The sequence below is a fragment of the Streptomyces sp. NPDC092296 genome (assembly GCF_044755465.1).
Taxonomy (GTDB): Bacteria; Actinomycetota; Actinomycetes; order Streptomycetales; family Streptomycetaceae; genus Peterkaempfera.
This window is the reverse complement of the sequence record NZ_JBIVRB010000019.1, coordinates 1-17863: the sequence shown is the minus strand read 5'-3', so window position 1 is coordinate 17863 and position 17863 is coordinate 1. Positions and strand designations below refer to the sequence as shown.

Genomic DNA, 17863 nt, shown 5'->3' with positions numbered 1-17863 from the left:
TTTCTGGGACACCGTGGTGGCGGTCGGCACCGGGGTTGCGATCGGCATCGGCGTGGGCGTCGCGATCACCTGATCGGACCCGAAGGCCGTACGAGGCAGTCGAGTTGGCGAGGGGAGGTGAAGAACATGCAGCAGAACATGGTCGAGGAGCTGGCTCAGGTCGAGGAGCTGGAGCAGCTGGAGGCCCCCGGTTTCTGGGACACCGTGGTGGCGGTCGGCACCGGGGTCGCGATCGGCATCGGCGTGGGCGTCGCGATCACCTGATCGGACCCGGAGCACTTCGGAAGTACCGCAAGTCACCCAAGACAAGGAGACCCACCATGCAGGACACGCTCGTGAAGGACCTCGCCGAGGTCGAGGAGCTGGAAGAGCTCCAGGCCCCCGGCTTCTGGGACACGGCCGCCGGCTTCGTCGTCGGGGCGGGCGTCGTCGGCGCCGGCCTGGCGATCGGCATCGCGATCACCTGATCCGACCGGGCCGCAACGCAGGCCCCGTACGGACCGAGCACCACCGCACAGCACCACGCGGTACGCAGCACCAAGCACCACAAGCACCATGCGGGAAAAAGAAAAACGCCCCCTGATGAGTCGACAGCCTGGCAGCTAGAACCGACTCTCACAGGGAGCGATGAGAAAACCAATCTCTAAGGAGAGTATCCCATGAACAACCTCCTGGTCCAGCCCGAGATCGACCTGGCCGTTGAGGAGCTGGAGGAGCTGGAGGCTCCGGGCTTCTGGGACGGCGTGGCCCTCGGTGCCGCCTTCTCCGGCGCCGTCGGCGCGGGCATCGCGATCGGCATCGCCCTCACCTGATCCGACTGCCGGGGCGGTGGCGACAGGTTCATCCCTGGCGCTACCGCCCCGCCCCAATCCCCGCCCCGACATCCAGAGACTTCCGGAGGAAGCAGTGAGCGCGGTCCAGACCCAACCCGCGGTGTCCGACCGCGAGCACGACGCCATCCTCGACGCGGTGGCCCGCCCAGGGCTCGACTTCATGCCGGACAGCGACGGCAACCGGATCATCGTGTCCGACCCGCTGGCCGGCCGGCACCTGCGGATGAGCGCCAGCGCCGCCCGGCTGCTCCAGGCCCTGGACGGCACCCGTACCCCGGCGGACATCGCCGCCCACCTCGGCATCACCGACCCGGCCATGGTCGACCAGGCCCTCGCCCGCTTCCGCGACCTACAGCTCACCACCACCGCGGCCGAGGCCGCGCAGGCCGAGCCGCCCAAGGCGCCGCGCCGCTGGCGCTACCGGCCGCCGGGCGTGCTGGAACTGGCCCTGCTCAACCCCGTACGCCTGCTGGCCGCCTGCGCCCCGCTGGGCCGCGCGGCGGCCTCCCGCGCCGGACAGCTGCTGGTCGGGGCGGTGACGGTGGGCGGTCTCGGCTACTACGCGCTGACCGGCTCGGCCGCCACCGACGAACTGGCCCGGCCGACCAGCCTGCCGGTGGTCCTCGGCATGCTGCTGCTGATGATCACCACCACCTTTGTGCACGAGATCGGCCACGGCCTCTCCCTGGTGCGCGGCGGCGGCCGGGTGCACCGGCTGGGCGTGATGCTGATGTACGGCAGCCCGGCGATGTTCTGCGACGTCAGCGAGGCATGGCGGCTGCCCCGGGGCAAGCGGCTGCTGGTCGCGCTGGCCGGCATCCGGGTCCATCTGGCCGCCGCCGGACTGGCCGGGGCGATCGCCCCCAATCTGCCGCCCGGCGGCTGGCGGCAGCTGCTGGCAGGGCTGCTGGTCTCCAATCTGCTGATGGCCGTGATCAACCTCTGCCCGTTTGTGAAGTTCGACGGGTACGTGGCGCTGATCGGCTGGCTCGACCGCCCCCACCTGCGCGCCACCGCCATGGCCGACGCCCAGCGGACCGCCGCCGTGCTGGTCTTCGGCGGCCGCCTCGACCAGCGGCCCCGGCTGCGCCGGGTGCTCTTCGGCACGGCCTGCGCCATCACCGCGCCGGTCCTGGTCACCACCGCGTTCCTCAGCTACCAGACCTTCGTCCTGGTGGTGCTCGGTCCGATCGGCGCCACGCTGGTGCTGGCCGCGCTCGGCTGGGTCGGCTATCTGCTGCTGCGCAAGCTGGCGCAGTGGCACCGGCTGGCCAAGGAGTCCGGCGCGGGCCCGGTCCGCCGACTGGCCGGCGGCCTGGTGTTGGCGGCGGTGCTGGCCGGCGCGCTGACCGGCATCCGCCTCCCGCACAGCGTCAGCTCCGTGTACGCCACCACCCCGCAGGGCCTCGCCATGGTGCTCCCCGCCGACACCGACGCCGCCGTACTGGCCGGCCGGCAGGTGGACCTCCAGGCATCCGGCGTGGTGCTGCACCCCAAGACCGCCGAGGCCACCGTGTGCGGCGCGAGCACCACCCGGTCCCTCCCGGTCGAGGCCGGATCGCCGGTGGCCGTCCCGGTCACCGCCCGCGCCTCCCGCACCGTGGTGCCGCTCTGCGTCCGGACGCCGCCCTCCCGTACGGACGGCCTGACCACAGTGCGCCTGGACGACATCACGCTCGCCTCCTGGCTGTTCCACACCTTCGCCGCCCCGGCGTGGGCGCAGCTGTTCTGACCCACCACCGCAGTCCGGACCCACCCAGATCTGGAGAACTCCCATGACCATGCTCGACGCCGGGGCGACCCCGGAGCTGATGTCCAACGCCGCTCTGCGCCTCCAGCGCTGGGTGTCCGGCTGCTACCCGAGCCGCAGTGAGACCGCCCTCGACGTGGTGGCCGAGCCCGGCGCCGACCTGACCGCCCTGTTCGCCTCCGGGCTGGTCACCGAGGACACCTGGATCTACGCGGACCCCGAGAGTGCCGCGGCCTTCCCCACGGCGGCGACCGTGGTGCCCACCGAGGGCAGCTTCCGCTACAGCGGCGACGAGATCGTGCTGGCGGACGAGGTCTTCATCCAGGTCTTCGACTACTCCTCCATCGGCTTCCTCACCGTGGCCGGGCCGACCGTGGTCCGGATCACCAACGACGACGACCTGGCCGCCTTCCTGGACGACGCGGACCGCGCGGCCGCCGAGGGCGCCTTCCCGGAGCAGCTGGTCCACCCCAGCGTGCAGCTGGCCGACCTGCCCGCGCTGGCCGGTTCGACCTTCGAGTCCGGCGTGGCCCGGCTGTACGTGGCCGAGGACGGCACGCTGCGTACCGGCCCGGCCGGGGTGGTGCTGCCGGGCGGCGGCCGGGAGCCGCAGAGCGGCGGCGTGCTGGACGGCGCCCTGACCCCCGGGCTGCTCGCCCAGGCCCACCGGGAGCGCCCGTGGCTGGCCCGCTACGTCCGGGTGCTGGACGCCCTGCGCCGGCTGAGCGCCCGGCACCCGCACGGTTCCGTCCAGGTCTCCGGCTTCGGCTTCCGGCTCTGCCCCGGGCTCGCCCCGGCGGTCGTCGAGGACACCGACGCCACGCTGCTGGTGGTCGTCGCGGGCCAGCCGTACCTGCTGGTAGGCGATGAGCTGAAGATGTACAGGGTCGGTCGTGAGGCCGCCGTGGTGTACGAGGCGTACCAGGCCGTGGAGCCGGAGCAGGCCGCCCGGCTCGCCGCCGAGGCCCTGGGGCTGGACACCGAGGTCGTCCGGGGTCTGTACGCGCAGCTGTCCGCGCGCATCATCGAGCCCGCCGGCGGTGCCAAGTGACCACCGCCCTGGCCCCCGCCCCCGCCGCCGCCGCTCTCACCCCGACCGCTGCCGCCCCGACCGCTCCCGCCGCCCCCGCCCGCGCCGACGAGCTGCCCGGCACCGCCGGCCGGATCGCCGCCGAGCTGGGCGCCGACCTGGTCCTCGCCGACATGTACGGCGACCACGGCGGCCCGGTCTACCACGCGCTCTCCGCCGCCGACACCGTCGAGATCCCGGATGTGCTGGCCGCACTGCGCGGCCTGCGCGGCCCGGTCCTCGAACTGGCCTGCGGCTCCGGGCGGCTGACCATTCCGCTGCTCGCCGCCGGACACCAGGTCACCGGCGTGGACAACTCCCGCTCGCTGCTCACCGTCCTCACCGAGCGGCTGATCGGCCCGCAGGGCGCCCGGCTGGCCGACCGGCTGACGGCGGTCGAGGCCGACATGCGCCACCTGGACCTGGGCCGGGTCTTCGCCGGGGCCCTGCTCGGCACCACCACCGTCGGCCTGCTGGACCCGGCCATGCGCCCGGCCGCGTTCCGCGCGGTGCGCAGGCACCTGGCGCCCGGCGCGCCGTTCGTCCTCACCGTCCACCTGCCGGACGGCGACGGCGACGGGGAGCCGGCCGAGGACATCCGGGTCTCGGTCGTCCCCGGTGCGGTCTGCACCCTGATCTCGCACCAGACCGCCGACCGCTCCCGGCGCCACGTCTCGGTCCTCAAGCTCTCCCAGGGCCACCCGCCGGTCCTGCTGACCTCCGTCGTCCACCTGCCGACCGCCGAGGAGCTGGCGGGGGAGCTCGCCACCGCCGGGTTCGCGGTCGAGTCCACCCGCCCGGTGCGGGCGGCGGGCACCGAGGACGGCTCTGTCCACTCCCTGATCATCGCGAGGAGCATCTGATGGCCGGCACGCCCTATCCGCTCTGGGAGCTCCTGGTCCCGCCGAGCCAGTACGACCGCCCCGAGCGCCGCACGGTCGGCGCCGACGGCAGCCGGCTGCGCTTCGAGGACGGCCACGAGGTGATGGACGCGACCAGCGGCCTGTGGAACGTCAACCTCGGCTACGGCAACCGCGCCATCGCCGCCGCCGTGCACGAGGCGATGCTGGACGCCTCCTACCTGAGCCTCTTCCGCTTCGGCCACCGCTACGCGCTGGACGCCGCCGCCCGGCTGGTCGCCGCCGCCGGGGCCGACCACTACCGCCGGGTGCTCTACTCGACCTCCGGCGGCTCGGCCAACGACCTGGTGATGAAGCTGGCCCGGCAGTACGCGGTGCTGAACGGCGACGGCCGCCGCCGGCTGGTCGTCGGCTTCAAGGGCAGCTACCACGGCCTGACCTACGGCGCCTTCGCCGTCAGCGGCGAGGACCTGGGCCAGGAGATGTACGGCGTCGACGTCCGCCAGGTCCGCCACGTCAGCCCGGACCGCCCCGAGGAGCTCCAGCGGCTGATGGAGCGCGAGGGCCACCGGGTGGCCGCCGTGGTCTGTGAGCCGGTGCTCGGCTCCGGCGCCCACGCGCTCTCCCCGGAGATGCTGGAGGCGCTGGTCAAGCTGCGCCGCGAGTACGGCTATCTGCTGGTCGCGGACGAGGTGGCCACCGGCTTCGGCCGTACCGGACCGCTGTTCGCCTCCAGCACCTGGGCCGACGCGCCCGATGTGCTGCTCACCTCCAAGGGCCTGACCAACGGCACCTGCGCGTCGGCCGCCGTGCTGGTCTCCCACCAGGTGGCGTCGGTCTTCGAGCAGCGGGACGCGATCCTGGTGCACGGCGAGACCCAGGCCGGTACGCCGCCGACCTGCGCGGCCATCACCGCCACCCTGGACCAGTTCGCCGAGCTGGACGCCCTCGGCCGGGGTGCGGCGACCGCCGCCCGGCTGGACACCATGCTGACCGACCTGGTCGACACCCTGCCCGCCGCCACCCGTGCCACCGGCGCGGGCTGCTTCCGGGCGCTGCACCTGGCCGACTCCGACGGCGTCCCCTTCGACGCGGCCCGGGTCCAGCAGGTCATCGCCCGCATCCGCGAGCATGGCGCGCTGGTCCACCCCGGGCCCGGCTGCGTCCAGCTGATCCCCCCGCTGACCAGCACCGAAGCCGACCTGGACGACCTGGCCGCAGCGCTGCGCGCCGGCCTGGGGGACCAGCGGTGAACACCATGACGACCGTCTCGGCGCCGATGGCCGGCTGGCAGCGCACGACCCGGCTGCACTTCGGCGCCGAGGCCGGCCGGCAGACCCTGGCCCAGGGACCGGCCGTGCCCACCGTGCTGCTCACCGACCTCTACCTGCCCGCCTCGGTGACCGATCCGCTGGCCGCCGCCGCCGAGGCGGCGGCCCCCGGCCGGCTCCGCACCCTGCGGCTGGACCCGGCCACCGTCACCCTGGAGAGCATCGAGGAGCTGGCCGGGCAACTGGCCGGCGCCGCCCGGCTGGTCGCCGTGGGCGGCGGCAGCGTGCTGGACGCCGCCGCGCTGGCCCGGCTGCTGGCGGCGGACGCCGACGCGGCGCCGCGCATCCGGCACGGCGGGGCGCGGCCCGGTCTGGTGGCGTTCCCGGCCCAGAGCGGTTCGGCGGCCGGGTGCGAGCTGGTCGCCGTCCCGACCACGGTCGGTACCGCCGCCGAATCGAGCGCGGCGGCGACGGTGCTGGTGGCCGACGCCCGTAAGCTTGTCATGTGCGCATCGATAGCAGCGGACATCGCCGTCCTCGACCCCCGGGCCACCGCCACCCTGCCCCGGCACCTGCTGCTGGAGGGCGTCCTCGAAGCCCTCTGCCGACTGCTGAACACCTACGTCCTGACACCCGGCCCCAACTGCCCGGCCGCAGGCGACGCCGAGGCCCGCAGCCTGCTGACCCGGCTGGCCCGCGCCGGACACACCGCCGCCGGGACCCCGGCCGCCCCCGACGAGCTGCGCGCCGAGATCGCCCTGCTCAGCGCGCAGACCGTACTCGGCTGGTCCATGCTCGGCCGCGACCCCTTCGCGGGCAAGGTCTGGTACCTCTCCAACGAGCTGTCACTGGCCGCAGGCGTACGCAAGATGTCCGCCACCGTCACCGTGCTGCCCGTCGTCTGGAGCCGCATCCTGGACGGCGACACCCGCTTCGGCGAGGCCGCCCGACTCCGCGCCGCCTGGCAGGCCGTACAGCGCGGCCTGCCCGAACTGCCGGACCACCCCGCCGAGGGCGTCCGCGAACTGGCCCGGCGCTGGGACGTCGCACCCTGCCCCCCGGACACCGCCGACCCCGCCCGGCTCGCCGCCCGCGCCGCCCGGGGCTGGGGCTCCGGCCTGCCCATGCTGGGCGCCTTCCGCACCCATGAACTCCGCACCCTGTACGCCGACGTCCTGGAAGGAGCAGTCGCATGATCGACTTCACCGCGACCCTCGACCCCGAAGCGGGCCTCGTCCGCGGCAGCGAACTGCGCTCCCCGCAGGGCACCGACGTGCCGCTCTGGCAGGGCCTGGTGACCCTCGCCTGGGAGGAGGACCCCGACGCCGACGCGGACCGCACCATCACCCCCGAGGTGGTCGGCGCCTGCGGCGTGGCCCGCAGCGATGTGCTGGTACGCGCGGCGGGCGAGGCCGTCGAGCGGTTCGCGCTGCGCCCGGCCCGCGCCGATCGCGGCTTCTCGCCCCGGCCCGACGCCGAACGGCTGGACCACCGGGCCCCGGAGGTCGCCCTCGGCGGCGCCGACCTCGACGACCGGCGGCTGACCTGGTACCCGGCCCGCAGACTGACCGACGGCGCCGACCTCCAGGTGGCCGCCGGGCTGGTCGACTACCCGGCGGACGAGCAGCAGGCGGACGGCTTCGACCCGTCGCCGTCCGGCGCCGCCTCCGGCGACGGCCGCGACATGGCGCTGCGCTCCGCGCTGCTGGAGGTCGTCGAGCGCGACGCCGTCCTGGTCGCCTGGGCCCGCCGGCTGGCGCTGCCCCGGGTGGACCTGGACGAGTCGCTGCGCCACGCCCCGGCCACCCCGGCCTGGCGGCGGCTGGCGCGGGCCCTGAAGCTCGCCCGGGACAGCGGCGTGGAACCCGTCCTGGCCCAGGTCCCCACCGGCATCCCCGGCGTGGTCTGCGCCGTGGGCGTCGTCCTGGACCGGTACGAGGGCCACCCGCTGGCCGCAGTCGGCTGCAACGCCTCGGCGGACTGGGGCAAGAGCCTGGCCGGTGCGCTCCAGGAGGCCATGCAGATCCGCACCGTCCTCCAGCTGACCCGCCGCGTCCAGGGCGACGTGGCCACCCCCGAGGTCGTCACCGGCGACATCGAACGCGCGCTGTACTTCTCCGCCGAGGCCGGGGCCGGCGCCGCGCAGCGCTGGTGCGCGGGGTTCACCGACGCGGTGCCGGTCTGGGAGGCGGGCGACGTGCCGGTCACCGTCGAGCACCTGGTGCACCACCTCGACCGGCAGGGCGCGCGGCCGGTGGCCGTCGACCTGTCGCACCGGCTGCCCGCCGGGCTGCGCGAGATGGGCTGGGCGGCCGTCAAGGTCATCCCGGCCGGTCTCCAGCCGCTGCGGATGGACGAGCGCACCGACTTCGGCTGGAACCTGCCCCGGCTGGCCTCCGCCGAGTCCCGCACCGGGCTGGCGGCCCACGCGCACCTCGGTTCGGTGCCCGCGCCGCACCCGCTCATCTAAGGTATGCAGATGCTCGAACCGGCTGGTAACCCCGGCCGGTGACCCTCAACCAGGAGCACCCGTTATGGCCACCCTGACCGTCCACGTCATGGCCGACCCGGCGTCGGGGACCGGCTTCTCAACACCCGAGATCGCCTCGATCCGGCTGGTCTCGCTGCTGCCGGTGCAGTGGCGCTGCACCACGCCCGAGATCGCCGGAGGCCGGTTCACCGTCGAGATCGAGATCCCCGGGCCCAGCGTCGAGCAGCCCGAGTACGACGCCGTCGGCCGCGCCTTCCAGGACACCGGCCTCAGCGGCTGGACCTGGGTCCGCAGCTGACGCTTGATCAGATCCAGCCGCGGTCCCGGGCGGCCAGCGCCCCCTGGACGCGGCTGGTCGCGCCCAGCCGCCGCATCAGCTCCGCGACATGGCCGCGGTAGGTGCGTACCGAGATGTTGAGCTCGCGGGCCCCGGCCTCGTCCTTGTCCACCCGGGCCATGATCCGCAGCACCTGCTGCTCGATGTCGCTCAGCCGCTCCTGGTCCAGGCTGGCCGCTCCCGACCAGAACCGCTCGAACAGGGCCAGCAGGCTGGCCAGCATGCCCGCCTGGTGCACCACCAGCGCACCCCGCGCGCTGTCCTGCGGGTCGATCGGCACCAGCGCCGTACGCCGGTCGAAGATCAGCATCCGCTCCAGCGGACCGTCGGCCGCCCGGATCAGCACGCCCTTGGCGGCCAGCTCGCCCAGGTAGTCGGCGGTCGGCCCGTCCTGGAGCGCGTCCGCGCGGATCACCGTACGCATCTCGATGCCGCGCCGCAGGCAGCGCAGGTCCGCCTCCCGGGTGGCCTCGATCGCCGCCGCCGACAGCGCCCCCTTCGGCTGGACCGCCAGCAGCTCATGGTGGGTGAAGAAGGTCAGCTCGTCGATGCGGGACCGCACCTGCTCCAGCCCCTCGATCCGCTCCACGTCGCCGGGCACCGCGTTCCGCTGCCCCTCCCGCTGGTCCTCCAGCAGGGTGGTGGCCAGATGCCGGGACGAGATCACCTGCTGGAGCTCCTTCTGCAACTCCGACAGCCGGGCCTCGACCAGCCGCTCCACCACCACCACCGGATCGGTGCCGCTGATCCGCTGCTGCTGGTCCGACTTGACCATTCCCCGGCTCTGTAAGCGGGTGACGACGTCCCCCAGGCACTCCTGGTCCAGCCCGCAGGTCAGCGCGAGCGCGTTGAGTCCGAGCCCGGGGGCGCGCAGCACCGCCCGGTAGACGCGCTCCTCGTCCGGGCTCACACCCAGCTGCGACAGATCGTTGAGCCCCATCTCACCCCCGAGACCGATGGAAGGCGTGCGTGAGCGACGAGTACGACTTTGCTGACTCAGGCGTGATCGTAGGGCAATCCGGCCGTTGCCCGACACCCATGTCACGCGAATATCCACGGGCCTCCGGATGGCCGGGGCGATGCCGCTGAGCTGCTGGGGAGCCGTCGGGGCGGTGATCCGGAGCGGCTTCGCAGGTCGGGCCGGGTCTGCCGCTCGCGCACTGGTGTAGACCTATTGTGGGCGGCTGGTGCCCTCGATAGCATCACGTCGCATTCGCACCACCCACACATCGGGTTCGACTGACCGTGCGGCGCCACCGGTGCCGGGCGGAAAGGAGCTGTGCACATGAAGCACCGTCTGGCCGCACTCGCCGTCACCGCCGCAGCGGCCGCCGTCCTCCCTCTCTGCACCGCCACCTCAGCCGGCGCCGACCCCTCCTACACCGTACGCGGCGCCTACCTCACCCAGGAGCAGTGCGTGGCGGCGGGCCAGGCCGGCTACCAGCTGTGGGGGCCGAACTTCCTCTGCCAGCCGGGCACCGGCGGCTACATCTACCTGCTGACGCACTGACCAGCACCGCCCGCACTGACCAGCACCGCCGCACCGCCGCCGCGCTGCCCCGACGCACCCGGGCAGCGCGGCCCGCAGCGGCGGGCCGTCCCCGGCGCCCGGGGCGCTCAGGGCGCGGCGGTGCGCCCGTCCCGGGGGCCGAAGGCGGCCAGGGCGTCGGCGTCGGTCGCGCGGGCGTGCAGGAAGTAGTCGGCCCACTCCGCGATGTCCGGGTAGCCGGACTCCGCGCTGACCCGGGCCACGGCGGCCTCGGCGTCGAAGGCCGTACGGCGCAGCTCCACCCCGGGGCCCAGCAGCGCCCAGTGCGCCCCGGCCCGGCCGTAGGGCATGCCGACACTGCCCGGGTTGACCACCAGCCGACCGTGGGCGAGCCGGACGAACGGCATATGGGTGTGGCCGCAGACCACCGTACGGACCTGCTCGTCCAGCCCGGCGAAGACCTCCGCCCAGCGCTCCAGGCGGGAGTCGACCAGCACCACCTCCTCGTCGTCCCTGGGCGTGGCGTGGCAGAACAGCACCTCGCCCAGGCCGGTCACCGGCAGCACCAGCGAGCGCGGCAGCCCGGCGAGCAGCGCCAGGTGGTCGGCGCGCAACTGCTCGGCGGCCCAGGGGGCGATCGGGTCGGGGATGGTGTCGCGCTCGCCCCGGCGGTACTCCAGCAGCTCGCGGTCGGCGTTGCCGCTGATCCAGACGGCCCGGTCGCCCAGCCCGGTCAGCCGGTCGAGGACCTCGGCGGGCTGCGGCCCGGCGGTGAGGTCCCCGGTCAGCACGACCCGGTCGGCGGCGCGTACGTCGGGCTCGGCGAGCACCGCCTCCAGGGCGGGCAGCACTCCGTGGATGTCGGACAGCACGGCTACTCGGTTCGGCATGGCCACCACTCTGCGACCCGGCCCTCCCCCACAGCGAGCCCGTTCGCCCCCCGCGTACCGCAAACCGCCCTGCGGCAACCACCACGACCTGAGCCGGGCCCGGTGTCTCAGGGGCCGTCGGCCACCCAGGCCCGAAACGCCGCAGGCAGGGCCGTCTGCTGGAAGTCGGGCAGACCGTCGCCGTACTCCCGCAGTCTGCGGTACGCACCGCGCAGGTCGTCCAAGGCGGCGAAGCGGCCGGCGTACAGCGCCAGCATCAGGACGTCCTCCATGGTGAGGATGTCCATGTCCCAGCGGCGTGCGGCCCGCTGCCCGCCTCCGTCATCGATGAGCAGGGCCACCGCCCGACCCTGCTCCTTGAGGTGCACGCCCTGGGCGATGACCACATGCTCGCCCAGATCCCGGGAGTCGAGCAGGGCCTGCTCGAAATCCAGATCCCGGATCTCCTCCAGGACGTCGATGACCCGGGCGGGTGCCGTGGCCAACTCCAGCCGGGGCAGCACCTGCACCTGACGGCTGCGCTCCAGCGCGGCCCAGCGCTTGGCGAGCCCCGGGTACTTGGCGTCCTTGCGGCGCACTTCGTCGCAGACCTCCTGCGGCACCAGCAGCGTGAAACCAGCGGAGGCCAGGGCCGTGGTGAGCACCGGTACCAGATTGGCACCGGCGAAGTGCACGCACACGACGGCGTCGAGCACGCAGAGCGCGTCCGCCGCCCCGGCTCCCGCCCCGTCTCCCCCCGCCCCGCCCCCCGTGCCGGTCACCGCCGGTCTGTCCCATCGCCCTCGGCGGCCACGCCGCCCGGCCCGGCAGGGGCCTCGCGCCTACGGGCCAGCAGGGCCTGGAGGTTCATCCGGCGGGCGGGCGGTGGCTCGGCGGGGGTGATGCCGGCTGCCCGTAGCGCCGCCTCGGTCTCCCGGGGGTCGGCACCGTCCAGCGCCGCGACCGCGCGGACCCCGATCCGGCCCTCGCGGTAGGCGTTGACCGCGCGCTCCAGGATGCGGCGCGGCGCCCGCACCTGCTGGGCCGCCGCAGCCTCGTCGTCGTACTGCGGGCCCCAGCCGAAGCGCCAGGCCAACTGCCGCCCGGAGAGGCCGGTGAACTCCTGCTGCTCCTGGGTGGAGATCAGCCCCATCCGCTTGAGCTGGACGAGCATGGCGGTGGGACTGATACCGAAGTGCCTGGCCAACAGGGCACAGACCCGCAGGCCGAGCGGTTCGGCCGCGTCGTCGGCGCCTGGGCCCAACTGGCGGCGGATGCCGTCGGTCGGGGCGAGCAGATGGCGGGCGAAGGCGTCGGAGCGCTCCTCGGCGGGCGTCCGGGCGGAGGTCAGATGGTGGGCCTGGACGCCGTCGCCGAACAGGGTGTGCGCGATCTCGTGGGCGAGGGTGAAGCGCTGGCGTTCCCTTACGTCGTGGGTGTTGACCACGACCAGGGTGACGTGCCGGACCGGGTCCAGGGCGGTGAAGCCGGACACCGCCCTGGGCAGGGCGAGCGTCGCGGTGTCCAGGCCCAGGGACAGCTCCGCGAACTCGGCCAGGTCAGGGATCGGATTGCCGCCCAGGCCGAAGGAGCGGCGCACCGCGTCGGCCAGCTGCTGCCCCTGCTGCTCGGGGGAGAGCGCCACCGGGGGCAGCGGGGGGAGCCGGTCGGCGGGGAGCGGGGAGGTGGCGGATGCGATGCCGAGTGCGTCCAACCGGTCGTCGAGCGCCAGAATGTCGCCTGCGGTCCTCGCCGCGCGCTCCCGGTCCGCCTCCGCGCCCATGGCGGCCCGAGCGGCCACCTGCATCCGGTCGTGCACCGGGCTGTCCCTGGTCAGGGCGCGCAGCGGCAGTTCGAGGGCGCGTGCGATGCGGTCCAGCTCAGCGACCGACGCGGTGGCGCGGGTGCCCAGCTCCATGCGGTTGAGCGTCGACTGGGAGAGGTCCGCCCGAGCGGCCAGCTCCCGCTGGCTCAGCCCGGCCCGCTCCCGCTCCCGGGTGATCCGGGCCCCTATGGCCTTGAGATCCATCCCCCACCTCCTGCTTGAATCAAGCGTACTGCGTTGATTCAAGGATGCCCCGAGCCCGCATCGGATACCACTCGAACGGGTGAACGGGCGGACCCTCCCGTGCCATCGGAGCCGGGCCGGCCCCGCCGCCTCGGGGGGTCAGGGCAAGCGCTTGTTCACCAGATACCAGGCGGTCTCCAGCAGGGCCGCGGCGACCACGGCGACGGCGGCGCCGGTCAGCGGGTCGCGGGTGCCCTGGAGGGAGAGCTGGAAGAAGTCGGAGAGCCAGGGGACGGTCAGCACCAGGGCGAACCCGGCCGCCATGGTGAGGATCAGCACGACGCGCCACCAGGTGTAGGGCCGGGCGACGATGGCCAGCACCCAGAGCGCGACCAGGAAGAGGGTGAGCGTCGCCACGCTGGTGTCCGCCTCGCGGCCGGTGGCGTGGTCCGCTCGGGCCAGCAGGTACGCCGTGAAGGTGGCCGCCCCGGCGATCACCCCGCCGGGCAGTGCCAGCCGCAGCACCCGCCGTACGAAGCCGGAGCGGGCCCGTTCGCCGTTCGGCGCCAGCGCCAGGAAGAACGCCGGGATGCCGATGGTCAGCCCGGAGAGCACCGTGGAGTGCCGGGGCAGGAACGGGTACGGCACCCGGGTGCAGATCACCAGCAGGGCCAGCAGCACCGAGTACACCGTCTTGACCAGGAAGAGGTTGGCCACCCGCTCGATGTTGCCGATCACCCGGCGGCCCTCCGCGACCACCGTCGGCAGGGTGGCGAAGCTGTTGTCCAGCAGCACGATCTGCGCCACCGCCCGGGTGGCCTCGCTGCCGGAGCCCATCGCCACGCCGATGTCGGCGTCCTTCAGCGCCAGCACGTCGTTGACGCCGTCGCCGGTCATCGCCACGGTGTGGCCGCGCGACTGGAGCGCGCCGACCAGGTCCCGCTTCTGCTGCGGGGTGACCCGGCCGAAGACCGCGTGGCCGTCCACCACCTCGGCCAGCTGCTCTGGTGCGGCCGACAGCTCCGGGGTGGTCGGCCGCTCCGCAGCGACCGGCAGCGTACGGGCGTCCACCGGGTCGGCCGCGCCGGGCAGCCCGAGGGTGGCGGCGACCGCGCCCACCGACAGCGCGTTGTCACCGGAGATCACCTTGACCGCCACCCCCTGCTCCGCGAAGTAGCGCAGCGTGGCGGCCGCGTCCCGGCGCAGCCGCTGCCGGAGCACCAGCAGCGCCTGCGGGGCCAGCCCGCCCGCCGGGTCGGGGGCGGTCAGCGGGGTCTCGCCGCGTCCGAGCAGCAGCACCCGCAGGCCCTCGGCGCCCAGCTCGTCCACCTGCGCCAGCACGGGGTGGCCGGCGGGCAGCAGTACGTCGGGGGCGCCGAGCAGCCAGGTGGCCTCGCCGCCGCCCGGTTCGGCCAGCCGGGCGCCGCTCCACTTGCGGGCGGAGGAGAACGGCGCGGCGTCCAGCACCCGCCAGCCCGCGCCGTCGGACGCCCCGGCGGGATAGGCGTCGAGGACGGCCCGCATGGAGGCGTTGGGGCGCGGGTCGGTCGAGCCGAGCGCGACCAGGGCCCGCTGTGCGGCGTCCGGCGGGCTGCCGTCCAGCGCGCGCAGCTCCGCGACGTCCATGCCGCCCTCGGTGAGGGTGCCGGTCTTGTCGAGGCAGACGGTGTCCACCCGGGCCAGGCCCTCGATGGCGGGCAGCTCCTGCACCAGGCACTGCCGCCGCCCCAGCCGTACCACGCCGACCGCGAAGGCCACCGAGGTCAGCAGCACCAGGCCCTCCGGCACCATCGGCACGATGCCCGCCACCGTACGGCGCACCGCCTCCCGCCAGTCGTCGCGCCCCACCACCAGCTGGCTGACCACCAGCCCGAGGGCGGTGGGCAGCAGCAGATAGGTGACGTACCGCAGGATGGTGTCGATGCCGGTACGCAGCTCGGAGCGGACCAGGGTGAAGCGGCTGGCCTCCGCCGCCAGCTGCGCCGCGTACGCCTTGCGGCCGACCCGGGTGGCGGTGAACGCGCCGGAGCCGGCGGTCACGAAGCTGCCGGACATCACCGGGTCGCCGGGCCGCTTGAGTACGGGGTCGGCCTCGCCGGTGAGCAGCGACTCGTCGACCTCCAGCCCTTCGGCCTCGCTCACGGTGCCGTCCACCACGACCTTGTCCCCGGCGCCGAGCAGCACGGTGTCATGCAGCACGATCGCGGTGACGGCGATCTCCTGCTGCTGCCCGTCGCGGCGGACCCGGGGGCGGGCCTCGCCGATGACCGCCAGGCCGTCCAGGGTCCGCTTGGCGCGCAGCTCCTGGATGATGCCGATGCCGGTGTTGGCCACGATCACAAAGCCGAAGAGTCCGTCCTGGATCGGTCCTACGCACAGGATGACCAGGAAGAGCAGGCCGATGATCGCATTGAACCGGGTCAGCACATTGGCCCGGACGATCTCGGCGGCGGAGCGGCTGGAGCGTACGGGGACGTCGTTGACCTCGCCCCGGGCGACCCGCTGCGCGACCTCGGCCGCGGTCAGGCCGCCGGGGCGCGCGATGTCGGCGGGCTCGGTGCGGGCGGGCGGGGTGTCGGTGGGCTCGGTGCGGGCGGGCGGGGTGTCGGCGGGCTCGGTGTCGGCGGGGCGCGGGTCGGCGGCGTGCGGCGGCCGTTCGGTCATGCGTCCGACCATACGGGCGCGCCGACGCGTTCCGCCGTACCCGGCGGGCCGTGGCGGGGCGCGGGGCTCAGCCGGTCGGGGCGTCCTCGGCGGCGGCGCGGGAGCGGCGGATGGCGTCCCGGCGGCCCCGGCAGTACCAGATGCCGATCAGGCCGAGCCCGGCCCCGGCCAGGCAGGTCCACGGCCAGAGGCCGTGCCCGGAGTGCGAGAGCCGGGTGTGGAAGGGGATCAGTACCAGGAAGCCCACGAACCACAGGACGGTGCCGCCGGTGACGATGGCGACATCGTTCGCCTCCAGCGGTTCGGGGGCGGGGCGCAGTGCGGGCTTGTCCATGGTTCCGCCCTCTCCGGGTGCGGCTGGGGTGTCGATGGCGGGCCCAGCGTACGGGCCCCGGCAAGCGTACGGGCCGGGGGTGGCGCGGGGGCGGCAGGGGGCGCCGGGCCGGGGCTTCGGCTGTTGATCTCTCTACGCGCGAAGATAGCGTCTGGCCGACCAGGAATACATACTGAAGTGTCCGGTTCTATTCGGCGTGTCGTCTTGACCGGACCGTCACCCGGCCACCAGCGCCCAGGGTGCGCAGCCCGTAGCCCCTCCATTCGACCGAGGACGCCCGCATGCCCACGCTGGCCACGTCGACGGCCAAGTCGCCCGAGTCCGCCCCGCCCCCGAAGAACGCGCTCGACCGTTTCTTCCGGATCACCGAGCGCGGCTCCTCCGTCCCCCGCGAGATCCGGGGCGGTGTCGCCACCTTCTTCACGATGGCGTACATCATCGTGTTGAACCCGATCATTCTGTCCGCCGGCACGGACAAATTCGGTCACCACCTGTCCGGCGGCCAGCTGGCCACCGCCACCGTGCTGATCGCGGCGCTCACCACGCTGCTGATGGGCGTCATCGGCAATGTGCCGATCGCGCTCGCCGCCGGCCTCGGCGTCAACACCGTGGTCGCCCTCCAGCTCGCCCCCAGGATGAGCTGGCCGGACGCGATGGGCATGGTCGTACTGGCCGGCCTCGCGATCATGGTGCTGGTCGCCACCGGCCTGCGGGAGCGGGTGATGGCGGCGGTGCCGATCGGCCTGCGCAAGGCCATCGCCATCGGCATCGGCCTCTTCATCACCCTGATCGGGCTGGTCGACTCCGGCTTCGTCAGCCGCATCCCGGACGCGGCCCACACCACCGTCCCGCTTCAGCTGGGTGCCACCGGCCACCTCAACGGCTGGCCGGTACTGATCTTCGTACTCGGGGTGCTGCTGACCCTGGTGCTGCTGGTCCGCAAGGTCCCCGGCGCCATCCTGCTCAGCATCGTGGTGATGACCGTGCTGGCGGTGATCGTCGACTCCGTCGCCCACCTCAGCCCGGCGAGCTGGGGTCTGACCGTGCCCAAGTGGCCGGGCAACCCGGTCGCCATGCCGGACTTCGGACTGGTCGGCAAGGTCAGCCTGTTCGGCGGGTTCCACGAGGTCGGGGTGCTCACCGGCATCCTCTTCGTCTTCACCGTGCTGCTGTCCTGCTTCTTCGACGCGATGGGCACCATCCTCGGCGTCAGCGACGAGGCCAAGCTGCTGGACGAGAACGGCGACCTGCCCGCCATGAACCGGGTGCTGATGATCGACGGCATCGCCACCGCCGCCGGCGGCGGCGCGTCCTGCTCGGCCAACACCTGCTTCGTGGAGTCCACGGCGGGCGTCGGCGAGGGCGCCAGGACCGGCTTCGCCAGCGTGATCACCGGCGCCCTGTTCGCGGTGGCGCTCTTCCTCACTCCGCTGGCCACCATGGTCCCGGCCCAGGCGGCCACCCCGGCGCTGGTGGCGGTGGGCTTCCTGATCCTGGCCAACAGCATCCGTGACATCGACTGGACCGACTGGACGATCGCGGTCCCGGCGTTCCTGACCATGGTGGTCATGCCGTTCACCTACTCGATCACCAATGGCATCGGCATCGGCTTCCTGACCTTCTGCGTGCTCCGCCTGGCCACCGGCCGGGGCCGCGAGGTGCCGATCCCGCTCTACGGCGTGGCGGCGGTCTTCGCCTTCTACTACCTGATGCCGGCCCTCCACCTCACCTGATCCCGACCGGCCCCGTCGGGGCCCCCCCCCCCCCCCGGGGGGGGGCCCCCCCGGGCCCCGGCCCGGGGGGGGGGGGGGGCCCCCCCGGGGGGCGGGGGGGGGGGGCCCGGGGAACCAAAGGGGGGGCGGGGCCACTTTTATACGGGGGAGCAACC

The 17863-nt window shown here is 73.9% G+C and carries 18 protein-coding genes; 12 read left to right on the top strand and 6 right to left on the bottom strand.

Going from position 1 to position 17863, the window contains the following annotated elements; genetic code table 11:
* The first annotated feature begins 126 nt into the window (after positions 1-126).
* The 10 genes from ACIQGZ_RS27080 to ACIQGZ_RS27035 all read left to right on the top strand — a co-directional run bounded on the left by ACIQGZ_RS27080 (position 127) and on the right by ACIQGZ_RS27035 (position 8572).
* The gene (locus tag ACIQGZ_RS27080) at positions 127-264 is read left to right on the top strand and encodes a daptide-type RiPP (protein ID WP_402606649.1); all 138 of its coding nucleotides are present in this window, start codon (positions 127-129) and stop codon (positions 262-264) included.
* Positions 265-320: 56 nt separating this feature from the next.
* Positions 321-467: a daptide-type RiPP gene (locus tag ACIQGZ_RS27075; protein WP_402606646.1), complete on the top strand. Its 147-nt coding sequence runs from the start codon at positions 321-323 to the stop codon at positions 465-467.
* 192 nt (positions 468-659) lie between these two features.
* Complete coding sequence (locus ACIQGZ_RS27070) at positions 660-812, top strand: hypothetical protein (RefSeq protein ID WP_402606644.1); 153 nt, start codon at positions 660-662, stop codon at positions 810-812.
* 94 nt (positions 813-906) lie between these two features.
* The gene (gene mpaP, locus ACIQGZ_RS27065) at positions 907-2565 is read left to right on the top strand and encodes a daptide biosynthesis intramembrane metalloprotease (protein ID WP_402606642.1); all 1659 of its coding nucleotides are present in this window, start codon (positions 907-909) and stop codon (positions 2563-2565) included.
* Between the two features lie 43 nt (positions 2566-2608).
* Positions 2609-3634 (top strand): daptide biosynthesis RiPP recognition protein, encoded by a 1026-nt coding sequence (gene mpaB / locus ACIQGZ_RS27060; RefSeq protein WP_402606640.1) that lies wholly within the window; start codon positions 2609-2611, stop codon positions 3632-3634.
* Complete coding sequence (mpaM, locus tag ACIQGZ_RS27055) at positions 3631-4515, top strand: daptide-type RiPP biosynthesis methyltransferase (protein WP_402606638.1); 885 nt, start codon at positions 3631-3633, stop codon at positions 4513-4515. Before mpaB ends, mpaM begins: the two co-directional genes overlap by 4 nt.
* Complete coding sequence (gene mpaD / locus ACIQGZ_RS27050) at positions 4515-5765, top strand: daptide-type RiPP biosynthesis aminotransferase (protein ID WP_402606636.1); 1251 nt, start codon at positions 4515-4517, stop codon at positions 5763-5765. Before mpaM ends, mpaD begins: the two co-directional genes overlap by 1 nt.
* A 5-nt stretch (positions 5766-5770) precedes the next feature.
* Complete coding sequence (gene mpaC, locus ACIQGZ_RS27045; RefSeq protein ID WP_402606838.1) at positions 5771-6979, top strand: daptide-type RiPP biosynthesis dehydogenase; 1209 nt, start codon at positions 5771-5773, stop codon at positions 6977-6979.
* Entirely contained in the window at positions 6976-8253 is a 1278-nt protein-coding gene (locus tag ACIQGZ_RS27040) for a YcaO-like family protein (RefSeq protein ID WP_402606633.1), read from the top strand. Before mpaC ends, ACIQGZ_RS27040 begins: the two co-directional genes overlap by 4 nt.
* 64 nt (positions 8254-8317) lie before the next feature.
* Positions 8318-8572, top strand: coding sequence for a hypothetical protein (locus tag ACIQGZ_RS27035; RefSeq protein ID WP_402606631.1), 255 nt, complete (start codon positions 8318-8320; stop codon positions 8570-8572).
* Positions 8573-8579: 7 nt separating this feature from the next.
* Here ACIQGZ_RS27035 and ACIQGZ_RS27030 read toward each other — a convergent pair whose 3' ends face one another.
* Complete coding sequence (locus ACIQGZ_RS27030) at positions 8580-9551, bottom strand: LuxR C-terminal-related transcriptional regulator (RefSeq protein ID WP_402606628.1); 972 nt, start codon at positions 9549-9551, stop codon at positions 8580-8582.
* A 345-nt stretch (positions 9552-9896) separates the two neighbouring features.
* Here ACIQGZ_RS27030 and ACIQGZ_RS27025 point away from each other — a divergent pair, with 345 nt between their 5' ends.
* Complete coding sequence (locus tag ACIQGZ_RS27025) at positions 9897-10121, top strand: hypothetical protein (RefSeq protein ID WP_402606626.1); 225 nt, start codon at positions 9897-9899, stop codon at positions 10119-10121.
* A 107-nt stretch (positions 10122-10228) separates the two neighbouring features.
* Here the strand turns inward: ACIQGZ_RS27025 and ACIQGZ_RS27020 are convergent, their stop codons facing one another.
* From ACIQGZ_RS27020 to ACIQGZ_RS27000, 5 genes are all read right to left on the bottom strand, one after another.
* Entirely contained in the window at positions 10229-10990 is a 762-nt protein-coding gene (locus tag ACIQGZ_RS27020; RefSeq protein ID WP_402606623.1) for a metallophosphoesterase family protein, read from the bottom strand.
* Positions 10991-11097: 107 nt separating this feature from the next.
* Positions 11098-11751, bottom strand: a complete 654-nt coding sequence (locus ACIQGZ_RS27015; protein ID WP_402606621.1) for a hypothetical protein — start codon at positions 11749-11751, stop codon at positions 11098-11100.
* A complete protein-coding gene (locus ACIQGZ_RS27010) occupies positions 11748-12998 on the bottom strand; it encodes a helix-turn-helix domain-containing protein (RefSeq protein WP_402606619.1) in 1251 nt (416 codons plus the stop codon). The genes ACIQGZ_RS27015 and ACIQGZ_RS27010 overlap by 4 nt, the downstream gene beginning before the upstream one ends.
* A gap of 138 nt (positions 12999-13136) precedes the next feature.
* The gene (locus ACIQGZ_RS27005) at positions 13137-15641 is read right to left on the bottom strand and encodes an HAD-IC family P-type ATPase (RefSeq protein WP_402606617.1); all 2505 of its coding nucleotides are present in this window, start codon (positions 15639-15641) and stop codon (positions 13137-13139) included.
* A gap of 67 nt (positions 15642-15708) precedes the next feature.
* Positions 15709-15975 carry a DUF2530 domain-containing protein gene (locus ACIQGZ_RS27000; protein ID WP_402606615.1) on the bottom strand — a complete coding sequence of 89 codons (267 nt, stop codon included), beginning with the start codon at positions 15973-15975 and terminating at the stop codon, positions 15709-15711.
* 281 nt (positions 15976-16256) lie between these two features.
* Between ACIQGZ_RS27000 and ACIQGZ_RS26995 the strand changes: the two genes are divergently transcribed.
* Positions 16257-17708, top strand: a complete 1452-nt coding sequence (locus ACIQGZ_RS26995) for an NCS2 family permease (RefSeq protein ID WP_402606613.1) — start codon at positions 16257-16259, stop codon at positions 17706-17708.
* Positions 17709-17863: the final 155 nt, after the last annotated feature.